Source organism: Paenibacillus radicis (ex Gao et al. 2016) (assembly GCF_014641555.1).
In the GTDB taxonomy this organism is placed as follows: Bacteria; Bacillota; Bacilli; order Paenibacillales; family Paenibacillaceae; genus Pristimantibacillus; species Pristimantibacillus radicis.
The window spans coordinates 75,584-91,841 of the sequence record NZ_BMHY01000017.1 but is presented as its reverse complement, the minus strand read 5'-3'; the positions used below and the strand labels follow the sequence as shown (position 1 = coordinate 91,841).

General features: G+C 51.0%; 13 protein-coding genes. 12 read left to right on the top strand and 1 reads right to left on the bottom strand.

The window, feature by feature from the left end; translation table 11 throughout:
- From IEX98_RS25980 to IEX98_RS25970, 3 genes are all read left to right on the top strand, one after another.
- Nucleotides 1–804 (top strand): BclA C-terminal domain-containing protein (locus IEX98_RS25980; RefSeq protein ID WP_188892601.1); only part of this gene is annotated, 804 nt, incomplete at its 5' end.
- A gap of 75 nt (nucleotides 805–879) precedes the next feature.
- A complete protein-coding gene (locus IEX98_RS25975) occupies nucleotides 880–1,986 on the top strand; it encodes a tetratricopeptide repeat-containing glycosyltransferase family 2 protein (protein WP_188892600.1) in 1,107 nt (368 codons plus the stop codon).
- Nucleotides 1,979–3,562 carry a glycosyltransferase family 2 protein gene (locus IEX98_RS25970; protein ID WP_188892599.1) on the top strand — a complete coding sequence of 528 codons (1,584 nt, stop codon included), beginning with the start codon at nucleotides 1,979–1,981 and terminating at the stop codon, nucleotides 3,560–3,562. Before IEX98_RS25975 ends, IEX98_RS25970 begins: the two co-directional genes overlap by 8 nt.
- A gap of 58 nt (nucleotides 3,563–3,620) precedes the next feature.
- Here the strand turns inward: IEX98_RS25970 and IEX98_RS25965 are convergent, their stop codons facing one another.
- Nucleotides 3,621–4,670, bottom strand: a complete 1,050-nt coding sequence (locus tag IEX98_RS25965) for an NAD(P)/FAD-dependent oxidoreductase (RefSeq protein ID WP_188892598.1) — start codon at nucleotides 4,668–4,670, stop codon at nucleotides 3,621–3,623.
- Nucleotides 4,671–4,882: 212 nt separating this feature from the next.
- On the opposite strand from IEX98_RS25965, the gene IEX98_RS25960 reads away from it, so the two are divergent.
- From IEX98_RS25960 to IEX98_RS25920, 9 genes are all read left to right on the top strand, one after another.
- On the top strand, nucleotides 4,883–6,040 hold the full coding sequence (locus IEX98_RS25960; protein ID WP_229692398.1) for a YhgE/Pip domain-containing protein: 1,158 nt from the start codon (nucleotides 4,883–4,885) through the stop codon (nucleotides 6,038–6,040).
- Nucleotides 6,041–6,103: 63 nt separating this feature from the next.
- Nucleotides 6,104–6,640: a PadR family transcriptional regulator gene (locus tag IEX98_RS25955; RefSeq protein ID WP_188892597.1), complete on the top strand. Its 537-nt coding sequence runs from the start codon at nucleotides 6,104–6,106 to the stop codon at nucleotides 6,638–6,640.
- Between the two features lie 162 nt (nucleotides 6,641–6,802).
- Nucleotides 6,803–7,990, top strand: a complete 1,188-nt coding sequence (locus IEX98_RS25950; protein ID WP_188892596.1) for a GntR family transcriptional regulator — start codon at nucleotides 6,803–6,805, stop codon at nucleotides 7,988–7,990.
- Between the two features lie 200 nt (nucleotides 7,991–8,190).
- On the top strand, nucleotides 8,191–10,167 hold the full coding sequence (locus IEX98_RS25945) for an ABC transporter substrate-binding protein (RefSeq protein ID WP_188892595.1): 1,977 nt from the start codon (nucleotides 8,191–8,193) through the stop codon (nucleotides 10,165–10,167).
- Nucleotides 10,168–10,285: 118 nt separating this feature from the next.
- The gene (locus IEX98_RS25940) at nucleotides 10,286–11,284 is read left to right on the top strand and encodes an ABC transporter permease (protein WP_188892594.1); all 999 of its coding nucleotides are present in this window, start codon (nucleotides 10,286–10,288) and stop codon (nucleotides 11,282–11,284) included.
- 6 nt (nucleotides 11,285–11,290) lie between these two features.
- Entirely contained in the window at nucleotides 11,291–12,520 is a 1,230-nt protein-coding gene (locus tag IEX98_RS25935; RefSeq protein WP_188892593.1) for an ABC transporter permease, read from the top strand.
- On the top strand, nucleotides 12,478–13,599 hold the full coding sequence (locus IEX98_RS25930; protein WP_308421832.1) for an ABC transporter ATP-binding protein: 1,122 nt from the start codon (nucleotides 12,478–12,480) through the stop codon (nucleotides 13,597–13,599). The genes IEX98_RS25935 and IEX98_RS25930 overlap by 43 nt, the downstream gene beginning before the upstream one ends.
- Nucleotides 13,592–14,590: an ABC transporter ATP-binding protein gene (locus IEX98_RS25925; protein ID WP_188892592.1), complete on the top strand. Its 999-nt coding sequence runs from the start codon at nucleotides 13,592–13,594 to the stop codon at nucleotides 14,588–14,590. Before IEX98_RS25930 ends, IEX98_RS25925 begins: the two co-directional genes overlap by 8 nt.
- A 145-nt stretch (nucleotides 14,591–14,735) precedes the next feature.
- The gene (locus tag IEX98_RS25920; RefSeq protein WP_188892591.1) at nucleotides 14,736–16,241 is read left to right on the top strand and encodes a Vps62-related protein; all 1,506 of its coding nucleotides are present in this window, start codon (nucleotides 14,736–14,738) and stop codon (nucleotides 16,239–16,241) included.
- Nucleotides 16,242–16,258 lie beyond the last annotated feature (17 nt).

Genomic DNA, 16,258 nt, shown 5'->3' with positions numbered 1-16,258 from the left:
GGAGCGACGGGAGCCACCGGAGCCACAGGTGGAACAGGAGTCACCGGAGTAACCGGACCAACAGGAGCCACAGGAGCCACAGGAGCCACAGGAGCAACAGGAGCCACAGGAGCCACGGGAGCAACAGGTGCGACAGGAGTCACAGGAGCAACGGGAGCGACAGGACTAACAGGTGCAACAGGAGTGACAGGGGCAACGGGAGCAACAGGAGCAACGGGAGCCACAGGTGGAACAGGAGCGACGGGAGCCACCGGAGCCACAGGTGGAACAGGAGTCACCGGAGTAACCGGACCAACAGGAGCCACAGGAGCAACAGGAGTAACGGGAGTAACTGGAACCACAGGAGCCACAGGAGCGACAGGTGCCACGGGTGAAACAGGTGCGACTGGTACGAGTACAACAAGCGTGTCGGCCTTTGCAGCAAATACAACAGGGGCCATCATTGCCGTTGTCCTGGTAGGAACGCTGGTGCCGTTGCCCAGCTCGCAAAATATAGGACCAGGCATCACCATAAACGGGGCTAACAACACGTTTACTGTAGCGCCAGCCGGTCGCTACTACATCACCTATCAAGTCAATTTGACTGCTGGTCTGCTGCTCGGCTCACGTCTTATAATCAATGGCGCAGCAAATCTGGCATCGACCATAGCGCCGGTGTTAAGCCTCTCCAGCTTTAACAATGATGTTATTGTTACACTGCCTGCAAACTCTACCGTGTCGCTTCAGCTATTCGGGCTGCTGGGCGCAGCGACTTTAATCAATAACGGTGCCGGCGCAGCGCTTACGATTATTGAGTTAAGTTAATGAATAAGAGCCGAACATGGACAATAGCACAGGAATAGGATGAAGCAACGTTATGACTCCAGGAGAGTGATGATAATGCCGAGTATTAGCCTGTGCATGATTGTCCGTAACGAAGAAAAAAGCTTAGGCCGCTGCCTCTCATCCGTCGCCCAGGCCGTCGATGAGATTATTATCATCGATACAGGATCGACGGACCGGACGATAGAGATCGCGAGATCTTACACGAATCGGATCGAATCATTTGAATGGATTGACGATTTTGCGGCGGCACGTAATTATGCATTTTCCCATGCAACGATGGACTATATATTGTGGCTTGATGCCGATGATATATTGACCCCGCTTGACTTGCGTGCCTTGCTGGCTTTGAAAAGAACGCTCGCTTCCAACGTCGATTCCGTATCGATGTACTATGATCTTGCTTTCGACGAATACGGGAAAGTAACCTCCAGACTAAGGCGAAATCGACTGGTCAAAAGAGAGCGGAATTATCGCTGGATTGGTGCCGTTCATGAGTATCTCGAGGTTTTCGGAAACATCATGCCTTCGGATATTGCCGTAACTCATCAACCGGATGAGCAGGATTCGGACAGCAATCGCAACCTTTCTATTTATGAGAAAAGACTAGCCAGAGGGGAACGTTTCTCCCCCCGCGACCTGTATTACTACGCCAATGAACTGAAGGATCATGGCAGATATGAAGCTGCTATCCGTTACTATGAGCAATTTTTGGGTACCGGGAAAGGCTGGATTGAGGACAATGTTGCCGCTTGCGCCAAGTTGGCCGATTGTTACTCGGAGCTTGAAGAGTCTCGGTTGATGGTCGATTCGCTATTGCGTTCCTTTTATTATGACCATCCGCGCCCGGAATTTTGCTGCCGGTTAGGTTTTTATTTCCTTCAGCAAAATGAACCAAAGACGGCAGCTTACTGGTACCGTTTGGCTGCAGAGGCAGACAAGCCCGAGCAGGACTGGGGCTTCGCCAGTATGACATGCACAACATGGCTGCCGCATTTGCAGCTTTGCGTTTGTTATGACCGCCTGGGCAAATACGATGAAGCTAACCATCATAACGAGCTGGCGGCTCGCTATCGTCCTGAAGACCCGCGCATTATCTCTAATCGGGAATATTTACAGAATCGTATAAGCCGCAAAGGGGAAGGGGGCGTGCTGCTTGGCTGACCGTGCGAACAGACGGGTGCTCGTCGGCTGTCCCGTGTATCAGCAAGCTAATGTACTATCCCTGTTTCTCACCTCGTTGAACCGTTTGCGGACAGAGGGAATCGACCTCCATTATTATTTTGTAGATGATAACCAGGAAGAGGCAAGCAGTGAACTGCTGCAGCGATTTTCCGAACAACAGGGAAGCGGGATCGTTACGATACGAAGCTCGGGCAAAACAGATCTATATAACCGGTCAGGAGTAACGCATTGCTGGAATGAGCATCTTGTGTGGAAAGTAGCCGATTTCAAAAATGAAATGATCGCCTACGCCCTGGCAGAGCGATTCGATTACCTGTTCTTAATCGATTCCGACCTTCTGCTGGAAGAGCAAACCTTGCTCCAGCTCATGTCCGCGGAGAAAGAGATTATATCCGAAATCTTCTGGACGAGATGGCAGCAGGATTCGAGACCTCAGCCGCAAGTGTGGCTTCGGGATGAATATAAGCAGTGGGAGCAGCAACGAGGGGAGCAGTTGAGCAACGATCAGATAGGGGAACGTCTGGAGCAGTTTCTAAGCCGTATGCAGACGCCCGGCATCTATGAGGTTGGCGGACTTGGCGCCTGTACATTAATAAGCCGCACGGCATTGGAGAAGGGTGTACACTTTGGTCCTATCCGCAACGTTTCGTTTTGGGGCGAGGATCGCCATTTTTGCATTCGAGCAGCTGCATTAGGCTTTTCTTTGTTCGTGGACACGCATTACCCCGCTTACCATATTTATCGGGATGAAGATCTGCCGGGAGCTGAGCGGTTTCTTCAGAAGGATCATGCTCCAGAGTCATCCCTGACATCGACGATTACGATTATAGAGCCTGCTACCCCCTCTTCGTCTTCAACAAGCCCGCGGCTTACATTATCGATGGTCGTTCGCAACGAAGCTGATCGTTACTTGAGGGAAGCATTGGGGAGGCATCGCCGCTATATTCAGGATGCAGTCATTATCGATGACGGCAGCACCGACGGTACGATCGAAGTCATTCAAGAAATGCTTCAAGGTATTCCGGTTCGGTTAATCTGCAATGAAACATCGAAATTTAGCAATGAAATCACGCTTCGCAAGCAGCAATGGGAAGAGACGCTCGCTGTGGAGCCAGAGTGGATACTCAATTTGGATGCGGATGAATGGTTTGAAGACCGGTTCGAACACGAGCTTGGGTTGCTGTTGTCTCAACCGGATACCAAGACCTACAGTTTTCGGCTCTATGATTTTTGGTCGCCAACGGCTTACCGGGACGACCAATACTGGAACGCCCATCATCGTTTTCGCCCTTTCCTGCTGCGGTACGAGCCGGGATTCCAGTACAGATGGAAAGAGACTCCGCAACACTGCGGCCGATTCCCGGAAAATATTTTCGAGCTGCCGAACCGGCTCTCTGGGCTGCGTCTGAAGCATTTCGGCTGGGCGGATGCCAGGCACCGGCAAGAAAAGCTGAACCGTTATATGCGGCTTGATCCTGAAGCCAAGTATGGATGGAAGGAGCAGTATATGTCCATTCTTGATCCTTCTCCCCGGCTGGTGGAATGGCAGGAGTAGCAGGACCCGCAATAAAAAAAGAAACTGCAGTGTTGTGCAGCTTCTTCCATCATAAATCTTAATGATCATCCTCATCCACAAGGACGCCAAGCTGCCGGTTCTTTTCTTTGAACCTCGAATTGTGGGAGGATACATAAGCATATTTATCGGCGGCCGGATCAATATATACTTTGGCGCTATTGAGGGCATTGACGGCATCAGTGAACGTACCGGCGATCAGATGAACTTTGCTATCATGTTTGACGAAATCGCCTGCGGCAAATATACCGGGAATATTCGTCTCCATCTTGCTGGATACATTGGCGTTCCAATCGCCCATATCCAGTCCCCATTCCTTGATCGGCCCAAAATTATATCGCAGGCCGTGGTTGACGATGACCGCATCGACCTCAATACGCTGTTGTTCGCCCGTATCGACATTGCTGATCGTTACCTCATCAATTTCCGCTCCATTCTTGCTGTGAAGAGAATCGACGGCGTAAGGTGTAAGAATCGTTGCAGAAGAAGACTTCATCTGTGAGACATTTCGTTCATGTCCGCCAAACTGATCGCGGCGGTGAACGACGGTCAAGCTGGACGCAATCGGTACCAAAGCATTGGCCCAGTCCACAGCGGAGTCGCCGCCCCCGGAGATAAGCACCCGTTTGCCCCGGAAAACCTCCAGTTCTTGAACCGTATAGTGCAAATTGCTGACTTCAAAGCGGTCCGCGCCTTCAATATCCAGCTTAGCTAATTGAAGAATGCCGTAGCCAATAGCTAGGACGACGGTTTTCGTCCAGTGGCGCTCTCCGCTCGCTGCCGTCAGAATGATCGTATCGTCAGCTTGGCGCTCGAAATTCGTAATATGCTGACCTAGGATAATAGTGGGATCGAAGGTTTTGGCCTGCTGAATGAGCTGCTCAATCAGCTTCTCCCCCAGTGTAGGCGTAAGACCGCCCACGTCCCAAATCATCTTCTCCGGATAGATAAGCACTCTGCCGCCAAGCTCTTCTCTTGCTTCGATCAGCTTCGTCTTCAAATCCCTCATGCCGCTGTAAAAGGCGGTGTACATGCCGGCAGGCCCTCCGCCGATTATGGTCACATCGTACAATTCCAATGCTTCGTTCATGTCCCGATCCCTCTTCCTATATCAACTGCACAAATGCAGTGATGTTTATAGTTGTTATTCCCATTATATTGATAACGATTATCATCGTCAATTTTATTTTGCCATAGGGATCGATAACCATTTGACAAGCGCTGCTATTTAGGACTAGAATAATCTCATCAAATTACTTTATACAGAGTAATAGATACAGAGTATTATGGAGGAGGAGCAGGATGAGAACGATGCTGGCTTTTTTAAAGAGCAAAACGCTGCTGGGAGGAGCGTTTATGCTTGTGTTTTACCAGATTATATTTGTGGGGATATTCATTGCCGGCTATAGCGCTGTTCCCAAGAACGCAACCGATCTAACGGTCGCGATCGTTAATGAGGATACGCAATATGGATCAGAGATCGCCAAGCAAATCCAAGAACAGCTTCCTTTCCATCTCAAAACAGATCTTTCTTACGAGGAAGCCAAAGAGGAGCTGAATGGACGCGATGTTCATCTCGTCGTGCATATTCCGAATGATTTTACACAAAAACTAACGCAACAAGGTGAGCAAGTCCAATTGGATTTCCTCATTAATCAGTCGAATCCACAGCTGGTAAGCGGGACGATGCAAAGCGTGGCTTCGCAAATTACGGACAAGTTAAGCCAGCAACTAACGGTAGAGAACATTAAGGGCGTGTTGCAGGGCTTGAAGCTGCCTGAGGACCAAGCGGCGCAGCTAGCAGATCAAGCTGCGAATAAATTTAAATCCAATATGATTTTGTCCAATCCGCAGCCGGCGGGAATGCACAATCAGATGGCGCCTATGTTCGTGACCATGGTCTCCTACGTTGGGGCGATGATTTACTCCATGATGGCAGTTAGCACTTTAGGACAGGTAAGGTCGAAGTTCGGGAAATGGAGAGCTTTCCTAGGGATGCAGGGTGTGAATGCACTCATTTCGTTAATTGCGCCATTAATCGGCTTATCGATTTATTTCAGCGTTCAAGGCTACGGGGCAGATGTCTTTGTGCAAATGTGGCTTACGCATGCGCTGGAAATGTTCGTCGCGATGGAAGTTACTTCAGTATTCTGCATGCTGCTCGGTCAAGCTGGTATGATGCTCAACCTGCCACTCATGCTCATTCAGACCATCAGCGGCGGCTCCGTTATGACTCAGGAAATGATGCCTGGATTTTTTAAGTTTTTCAGCACCTTTTCCGTCATGTATTACAGCACGCAAACCGACTACAACCTGCTGTTTGGCGGCAGCGGCACCTGGAAGTCGATCGTGATGATGGCGGTTATTGGATTGGGTGCCCTTGCAATTAACAGTGTCATCCATCAATTTAAAAAGGTCAGCGATAGCAAAGATTCGATTCAGCAGCCTCTTATGATGTAAACTATAGAGAGGACCGTCCAAGGAAACGGCCGGTTCTTTCTTTATACCAAGGAGGATTTCAGAATGTCCCTGCAAATTTTCATTCTCGGCGTGTTAAACAGAGCGGAGCATCATCCCTACGACGTGAAGAAAATGATTCTGGATAACACAGATAATGTGGTAAATATTACAGACGGCAATTTGTATTATAATTTCGAAGTTTTGACGAAAAAAGGCCATATTGAGAAGGTACAAGTCGTCCAGACGGATAATCGTCCCGAGAAAACGACGTATCGCATTACGGAATCGGGTAAAAAAGCGCTGGAAGAAGAAATTTACGCAAGCTTTAAAAATGCGAAAACGGTGCTGTCGCTTTATGCTTCCATCGCGTTTATCGACTTGGTGGATAAAAGCCGGCTCGCTTTCCTGGTAGAGGAAGCGATTGAAAAGCTGCAGAAGCGAATCGCTATGGTGGAAGACAAGCTGACCACGAAAATTCCGGACGGCATCGTCAATAAGCCGCAGCGTTATGGCCGGTTTATCGCTACACATACGCTGGACACGTTGCACACGGAGTTGAAGGCGTATGAAGCTTTATTGGAAATTTTACGGAGTGAATGAAGAAGGATAGACGAAGGATCGGGCGTAGGCTGCCCGGTCCTTTTCTGTATATCAGGCGGCAAATTAACATTAACTTAAAATGCGAAAGCATATACCAGTGATATAATGGCGCTGTATGAAACGATTGCAAGATATCATACTAGCGAGGGATGGGCTATAGCGATGGTCGAAAAGCAGCAGAGTCCGAGTGCAGGAAACAAGCCGCTGAATGTCAGAATTGCCGAAAATGTGAAAGCATTGATCGAGGAGCTGGGATTGCGTCCCCATGAGCCAGTTCCCTCCGAAGGCGAGCTGGCAAAGCTGTTCGGCGTCAGTAAGATGACGACGAAGCTAGCACTGGAGCGGCTTGCAAGTGAAGGCATCGTTTATCGGATGCCGCGCAGAGGAACCTTCCTATCTCCATATCAGGATGAGAGCCTTCCGCTTGAAGAGGCAACTAAGCCCGTTGCAGCGGCTGAACCTAATGTTGGATCCGCCGCCAAGCAGACAGCATCTGCTCGTGCAGATATGATTGCAATTGTGGTGCCGAACTTGGACGATTACGTGTCCCAGATCGTTGTGTCGGTCGAAGCGGAAGCTCGAGCGAGCGGCAAAGGACTGCAGCTTGTCGTCGCAGGGGCGCGGGAGGATGAATGTCTGGCGGAGCTTGCCAAGAGCGGTGTCGAAGGCATTATTTTCTACCCTCGTGATCCGAAGACCTGCAGTGATCAAGTGCTGCGGTTAAAGCTGCAAGCGTATCCGATCGTTATTATTGACCGGATTTTTCGTGATATCCAGATCGACAGCGTCTATCACGATCATTACACAGGGACGTATAACCTCGTCGAGTATTTACTGAACAAGGGGCATCGGAATATCGGCTATATTTCGAGCCCAATCGACGGCATTACGAGCCGTGAGGAACGCTATCACGGGTATATCCAAGCAATGCTGTATAACGGTTTATCCGTGAACCAGTCGTACATTATGCTGGACTTCAACCGCGAGCATGAGATGCGGTTTCTCGAGCGTAACGAGCAGCATGCTGCCTATTTGAAGCTCAATCCCGAGATTACAGCAGTAGTGTGTGCGAATGATTATTTTGCCGCTTCCCTTATCCATACTGCACTGCTGGATGGCATAGCCGTACCGAAGGATCTATCGGTCGTCGGCTTTACCGACTTAGCCTTGTCCGCACTGCTGTCTGTCCCGCTTACGACAGCCCGGCAGCCGACAGACCAGCTTGGCATGCGCGCCGTCCGGCTGCTGCTGAAGCGAATTCATTACGGCACCGCGCAGCCGATATCCGAGCAAATTCCGATTGATATTGTCGAACGGGAATCGGTTCAGGACTTGACGCTGGGGCGCTGACGATCATATCTGTTTCATAACAAAGAGCTTGTATTTCTGCCAATATCGGCGGGAAATGCAAGCTCCTTTTTTGTATTTACATATTCTTCAATTCATAGACCATTGAATATACCAGTGGTATAAAATACCATATTAGCTGTCGACTGGGAGTGTCTGGTTGAACAGGAAGTATCAAATTGATGTGGGGAGAGAAGTTTCGAATGGCAAAGAAATGGGTCTTATGCTTCATGGTTGTTTTAATGGCAGCATCCTTGTTGGCAGCCTGCACGAGCAACAATACCGGAAGCAATGGGAACAAGGGCAATAAAGGTGCCAACACCGAGCAATCGCCATCGCCTGCGGCAACCGTTAAGGCGGAAATCGCTCCAGAGGCGCCAATGTTGGCCGAGCTGGTTAAAGCGGGAACCTTGAAGCCGGTTGAAGAGCGTATGCCAGTCAAAGAAGACATTATGATTGAGCCTGTCTTCGAAGAAATCGGCCAATACGGCGGCGAGTGGAATTTCCCATGGAATGGTCCAGACGACAAATGGGGAATCTCCATGGCAACAGAAGAAGCGATGTTCCGTTTCAAGGAAGACGGTACAAGCGTAGAGCCTAACGTAGCTAAAGGATATGATGTCAACGCTGATGCGACAGAATACAAAATCTATCTTCGTCAAGGCATGAAATGGTCCGACGGTGTTCCATTTACGGCTGACGACGTCATCTTCTACTGGGAGCACATGCTGATTCCGGAGACATTCGGTAAAGCGCTGTATGACTGCTACTACTCCGTAGACCCGGTAACAGGTGAGAAAGCCCGCGCCGAAATCGTCAAAGTGGATGATTACACGGTTAAAGTTACGTTCAAGCATCCGAGCGTTTTGTTCCTGGAGCGTCTTGCCATCGACAACAAATGGTTCTTCGCACCGGCTCATTACTACAAAACGATTCTTCCTGAGTTTATCGGCGAAGAAGCAGCTCTTGCGAAAGCAAAAGAGTACGGCTTCGAAGATCTGAAAAACTTCGGGATCTGGACTGGTTACTACTACTGGCTGTACCCGCAGCGTCCGACTTTGCGCGCTTGGGTTGCCAAAAACGATATGAACAGCGACCGTTTCATCATGGAACGGAATCCTTACTACTTCAAAACCGATTCCGAAGGCCAACAGCTGCCTTACATGGATCGTATCGTATTGACGAAAATGCAAGACAAGAGTCACAAGCTGCTTGAGACGATGGCTGGGCATGTAGAAGTCGGTTCGTTCGACTTTACGGATTACACCGTACTGAAAGAAAACGAAGCGAAAGGCAACTACCGCGTTATTCCTTGGTCGACGCCAAACTGGTCGAGCACAGGCGTGCAATTGAACCAGACGACAGAGGATCCGAAGCTTCGTGCGCTGTTCCAAGACATCCGCTTCCGTGAAGCGTTGTCGCTTGCAGCGGACCGCAAAGAAATTTCGGAAATTATCACGAACGGTCTCGGCGAAGCAAGCCAAGCGTCGATTCAAAAAGGATTGCCGAACTATCAAGAGGGCTGGTCGAATCAATGGGCTGCTTATGATACAGACGGCGCTGCCAAGCTGCTTGATGAAATCGGCTTGAAATGGGATGCGGCTCATAAATACCGGACGTTTGCTGACGGCTCTGACCTGACGCTGACGATCTACCGCGAAGATCCATCCGACAATGAGAAGTTCATCGAACTGATCCGCAAGTATTACGAAGGCGTTGGTCTGAAAACTGATGTGAAAATCGTCGACCAAGGCAGCTTCTTCGACCTGAAATATGCGAATAAAATTCCGGTTACGGTGAAAACGGTCAGCGTTCTGAACGTTGCATTCCGTCCGGACGAGCTGGTTCCGCTCCGCGTAATTACGCCGTGGTTCGGTCACTATGGCCTGTACACTTCTTCGCAAGGCAAAGAAGGCGTGAAGCCTGAAGGCGACGTTGCGAAAATTCTTGAAGATTGGGATAAATTGAAGGCGTCCAAGACGAAAGAAGAAGTACAGAAGTGGACAGACGACATTATTAAGCTCCACCAGAAAAACCAATGGGTAATCGGCTATACGGCTCCAACACCAGGACTCGTGGTTGCCAGAAACGATGTAAGAAACGTGCCTTCGCTCATCGCCAGCGATGAAACTCGTTATATCGGTCATGCGCACCCGGCTCAGTTTTTCATTAAAAAATAATTGATTTGATAAGCGGCCGGCCTGTGGATTTCGTCCTCAGGCCGGTAGGATCGCCGCCGCGCTCCACAAATGCGGCGGCGGTTTCCGCTTGTTTATAGCCGGGAGGAGTTATCTGCTTATGCTTCGATATATGCTGCGAAGAACGTTGATCATGGTTCCGGTCACCTTATTCGTATCGATGATTGTATTTATTATTATTCAATTGCCGCCTGGAGACTTCGTCAGCGGGTATGCCGCCAAGATGGCGACGAGCGGTGAAATTATGGACGAGCAGGCGATGGCGCTGCTTCGTGAATCATACGGCTTGGACAAGCCGTGGTACGTGCAGTATTTTACATGGATGATCGGTATTCTTACGGAGGGCGACTTTGGCTACTCGCTTAGCTACAACCGTCCAGTATCGGATATTATCGGGCAGTACATGGGCATTACGATCATTGTCTCGCTGGTCTCAATGGTCTTCACTTACGTGGTGGCGATTCCGATCGGTATTTTGAGTGCAGTCAAGCAATATTCATTCTTTGACTATCTGGCTACCGGGTTCGGATTTCTCGGTATGGCAACGCCTAACTTCCTGCTGGCGATTATTCTCATGTTCATCTCCTTCCAGTGGTGGGGCGATCCGATGCTTGGCTTATTCTCGGCCGAGTTTACCGATGCGCCTTGGAACTTAGCTAAGTGGATGGACTTGTTTAAGCATATGATCATTCCGGTTATCGTAATCGGAACCTCCAATACATGCGAATTGATTCGCGTCATGCGCGGTCAAATGCTCGATGAGATGACGAAGCCGCATATCTTGACGGCCCGGGCTAAAGGACTGCCGGAATGGCGCATCTTGCTCAAGTATTCAGCTAGAGCGGCAATTAACCCGATTGTTAGTACGATCGGCTGGTCGCTTACGACGATATTTACGGGCTCCACTATTACGGCGATTGTCCTCAATCTGCCGACACAGGGTCCGGTTATGCACAAGGCGCTGCTTAGCCAGGATATGTACCTGGCCGGAAGCTGGCTGCTGCTGATGGCTGTGTTTACGCTGCTCGGCACCTTGATTTCCGATATTTTGCTGGCATGGCTGGATCCGCGGATTCGCATGACACGGAAGGGGACTTAGCGGTTTATGGTCACACAAGCGAAAGCGCTTATGCAGCGGTTCGTCCAGCGGCGCGCTAAGAAGGGTGCAGGACAGGATTATGCAACGTCCCACTGGAAGCTCATGTACCGGGAGCTGAAACGGCATAAGCTGGCTCGAATTAGTCTTTATATTCTTGGATTTTTTTATCTCGTCGCTCTGCTGGGCGGGTTTATTGCACCGCAAGGCCTTGAAAGCTATAGCGGCGAGTATATGAACAGCGCGCCAACCAAGGTGCGTATGGTTGATGCTAATGGAAAGTTTCATATTCAGCCGTTCGTATATGGACTGAAGTCGGAGCGTGATCCCGAGACACTGCGGAAACGCTTTGTCGAGGACCCCGAGCAGGTCTTCCCGGTGAAGCTGTTCGTTCATGGATCAGACTATTCCTTTCTAGGCCTCTTCAAGACGGATATTCATCTGTTTGGCGTAGACGAGCCGGGCCGGATTTTTCTATTCGGCACGGATAGCATGGGCAGGGATATGTTCTCCCGCGTCGTGCTTGGCAGTCAGGTATCGTTGACGCTGCCGCTTGTCGGCGTATCGATCAGCTTCTTGCTGGGGCTGCTTATCGGCGGTATTTCCGGCTACGCCGGCGGACGGGTGGATGCGATTATTCAGCGGTTCATCGATATTGTCCGCTCTTTCCCGACGCTGCCGCTTTGGATGGCACTGGCGGCGGCTATTCCTCCGCGTGTCGGAGTCGTGGAAATGTTCTTCTACATTACGATTATTATGGCATTCATAGAGTGGACCGGGCTTGCCCGTGTCGTACGAAGCAAATTTATTTCCTTGCGTTCTGAGGATTATGTAACAGCGGCGAAGATTGCAGGCGTAAGCGATTTACGCATTATTTTCGCCCATCTCGTACCAGGCTTTATCAGTTATCTGGTCGTAGCAGCAACGCTGGCGATTCCGGGTATGATTATCGGCGAGACGGCGATGAGCTTCCTTGGCCTCGGTATTCGTTCACCGGCTACAAGCTGGGGAGTGCTCATGCAGGAAGCGCAGCAGATTGAGAACGTGGCGCTGTATCCGTGGAAGCTCATTCCGCTTCTATTCGTTATTACAACGGTGCTGGCATTCAATTTCCTCGGGGACGGTCTTCGCGACGCAGCGGACCCTTACAGTCATGGCAATGGGGCTAAATCGGCGAAAAGAAAGGGGAAGCGCAAGTGGGTGAGCTTAAGGTCGAAGAAAAAACAGCTAGAGGTCTAGCAGCAGCGGCTGCGCCGGTCGTTGAAGTAAACGCCCTGCGTGTCGGTTTTCGGACGCAAGCTGGCGTCGTGCAGGCAGTAGACGGCATTGATATGAAGATCGGTGCCGGCCGGACGCTGGCATTGGTTGGCGAATCGGGTTGCGGCAAGAGCGTAACGGGCAAAGCGCTGCTGGCGCTTCAACCGAAGCATGCCGAGGTAACCGGCGAAATCTTGCTGTCGACTGCGGATACGAAAGGCAAAGAACGGCTTGATCTGGTGAAGCTGAAGCCGGACAGCAAAGAGATGAGAGCGGTGCGCGGCGGCTCTGTATCGATGATCTTTCAGGAGCCGATGACGGCTTTGTCGCCTCTCCATACGGTTGGCGATCAGATTATGGAGAACGTCCTGCTGCACCGGACGCGCAATCGGAAGGAAGCACGGCGGATTGCGCTGGATATGATGAAGCGCGTCGGCATCGGCAATGCCGAGCAGCGGCTGGATCAATATCCGCATGAGTTCTCCGGCGGGATGCGGCAGCGGGTTATGATCGCGATGGCGTTGTCCTGCAATCCGACGCTGCTGATTGCGGACGAGCCAACGACCGCGCTGGACGTAACGATTCAGGCGCAGGTGCTGGATTTGATGAGAAAGCTGCAGCGAGAGCTGGGCATGGCGACGTTATTCATCACGCATGACCTTGGCGTCGTTGCAGAAACCGCTGACGATGTGGCGGTCATGTATTTGGGACGAATCGTGGAGACGGCTCCGGTAAGGGAATTGTTCAGCAATCCGAAGCATCCCTATACGAAGGGTCTCATGAAGTCTATTCCAAGAATCGGCAGTGAGACTGGGCGTCTGGCTTCCATTGAAGGGACCGTGCCGCTGCCGCTTAACCGGCCGCCGATGTGCGGCTTTTATGAACGCTGCACGGATCGGATTGAAGGAGTGTGCAACGCCATGGACGTTCCAGAGACGCAGATCGGTCCAGCTCACCGCGTACGTTGTTTCCTTTACAACGATGAAGGTTCGAATGCGGTCAAGACCGGACATAGCGGCAACGGAAATAGGGATGCGAAGGAGGGGAAGACGCATGGCTGAACCGCTGCTGAAAGTAGAAGAGCTGACGAAGCTGTATCCGGGCGAGCGTAAAGATTCTCCTGTACAAGCTGTTGGCGGAGTATCGTTTGAAGTACAGCGTGGCGAGGTGTTCAGCATTGTAGGCGAATCGGGCTGCGGCAAAACCACGCTGGGCCGATGTATCGTACGAGGGCTTGAGGCAAGCTCAGGCAGAGTGCTGTATACGCCTGCCGATGGCGGAACGGTCGATTTTCTCCGTGCGGAGAAGCGTGACTTCAAACGGCTGCGCAAGGATATCCAGCTGATTTTCCAAGATCCGTATTCCTCGCTGAACCCGAGAATGACGGTATTCGATATTATTAGCGAGCCGTTGAAAGCGAATTTCAAGCTGAGCAAACAAGAGCTGGAGGAGCGGGTAACCGCCATCGCGCAGAAAACGGGGCTCAACCCGCAATATTTGCGCCGTTATCCGCATGCTTTCTCCGGTGGACAACGGCAGCGTATCGGTATCGCCCGTGCGCTGGTAACGGAACCGCAGCTCGTCGTATGTGACGAAGCGGTATCGGCGCTGGACGTATCTATTCAGGCGCAAATTATTAATTTGCTGAAGGATTTGCAGGAGCAGCTGAAGATGACCTACATCTTCATTTCCCATGACCTATCAGTTGTCGAGCATGTATCGGACCGGGTTGCGGTTATGTACTTGGGACGGATCGTCGAGTTGTCGCCCAAGAAAGAATTGTTTGCGCGGCCGCTACATCCGTATACGGAGTCGCTGCTGTCGGCGGCACCTGTGCCGGACCCTGACGGCAAACGCGAGCGCATTCTACTGGAGGGTGAGGTGCCGAATCCGGCGGACCCGCCAACCGGCTGTCACTTCCATCCGCGCTGCCGGTTCCGCACTTCCTTGTGCGAGACGAAGGTGCCGGAGCTTCGCGAGGTTTTACCAGGACGGATGGCGGCTTGTCATTATGGAGAGGAGTTGATGCTCAAAGGAATCGACAAGGGCTAGGGCCAAGAATAAGAGCTATACAGCTCCCGGAGTGCGAATACACCACGAGTCCTATAACTTCTGATGCCGGGTGAACGGTAAAACGCTTAGAAACAGCAGCTTGCATTCATTATCGGTTAAAACAGGAGAGGGAGTGGATGAAATAATGAAGTTGAAATCGGGTATGACGAAAAGATGGGCTAGCGTAATGGCGGCAGTTCTCTTTGTCACCTCATTGGCTGCTGCCGGCAGTACAGCGAAGGTTAGCGCAGCAGGGCCGGTTACGATCTATCGCGACGGCAATTTTTCGGGTGTTTCCCAGGAGCTGACCGCTGGCTTCTACAATGTCAATGAGCTTAAAGCCGTTGTCGGCAATGACCAGATTTCCTCTGTTCGGGTTTCGCCAGGGTACCGGGTAACGCTGTACAAGGATTATAACTTCTCCGGCGGTTCCAAGGTCATCACTGCCGACACCGAATGGCTTGACGATTTCAATGATGAAGTATCCAGCTTGAAAGTAGAAGTCATCGGCGGACCGCATAAGCCGGTTACTGTATATGCAAATGCGCCTTACGGCGGGTTGGAGCAGGAGTTTGATGTTGGCAGCTACAACGTAGAGGCGCTCAATGTTGTCGGCAACGATCAGATCTCCGCTATGCGGGTTGCTCCGGGTTATAAAGTAACGCTGTATAAAAATTCGAATTTCTCCGGCGACTCGAAAGTCTATACATCGGACGCGATTTACCTCGATGGCTTCAATGATGTCGTATCCAGCTTGAAGGTGGAGGCGATCTCGCCGCTTGACGCTACTGCCGTTGCCGTACCGGGCAATGCTTACTCGGAGAGCTCAAAGCGTGAGCTGCTGCAAACTTTTGCGCCTAGAATCTGGTTTGCACAAGGCGAAGTGTACTTCCCGTCCTCGGTGGAATACACATTCCCCTATGTCGACCGGTACTTGAACCCAAGCTCCGGCAAATACGAGTTGAAGACGAAAACCGAGTTGAATCCGTACGACAAGAAGCTGCCTTACTTCCAAGGCGATCTGGCGAATGCACCAATCTATTCATTCTGGGTAGAGAAGGAATATGGCAACGTTGACTTGGTTTACTTCCAGTTCAGCGCTTATGATCTTGGTAAAACCGTTGTTGGTCAGGAGTTCGGCAACCATGTTGGCGACTTCGAGCGCGTAACCGTCCGTTTGGCCAAATTCGAGCATGAAGGTACGAAATACCTGAAGCCGGTTCAAGTGTATTACGGTGCACACTCCTTCGGAACGACTTACAATTGGAATGAAGTGGATAAAATCAGCGGGACGCATCCCGTTGCCTATTCCGCATTTGGCTCGCATGGCATGTGGAAGGATCAAGGCAGTCATGTGTATCAAAACATCGTCGTTGCGCAGTTAACGGACGTTACGAATCAAGGAACGGCTTGGGATACGTGGAACCGCGTGCAGGCATTCGAATATTTCCCGCTGCAGTCAACGGGAGTTGGCTTAGGCAACCCATGGCCGACTTGGCTGAACAAGGACTATACGAATCCGAATAGCGGTGCAATCTACCGATTCGGCAACCCGTCGCAAGGCTCGCTGTTCGGCCAGCCGTTGCTGGCAGGCGGACCTTCCGGCCCGCAAGAAAAAACGTCCCTGACGAGCGACGTTATACTCGATTAGTACTGAGGAGAAGAAAG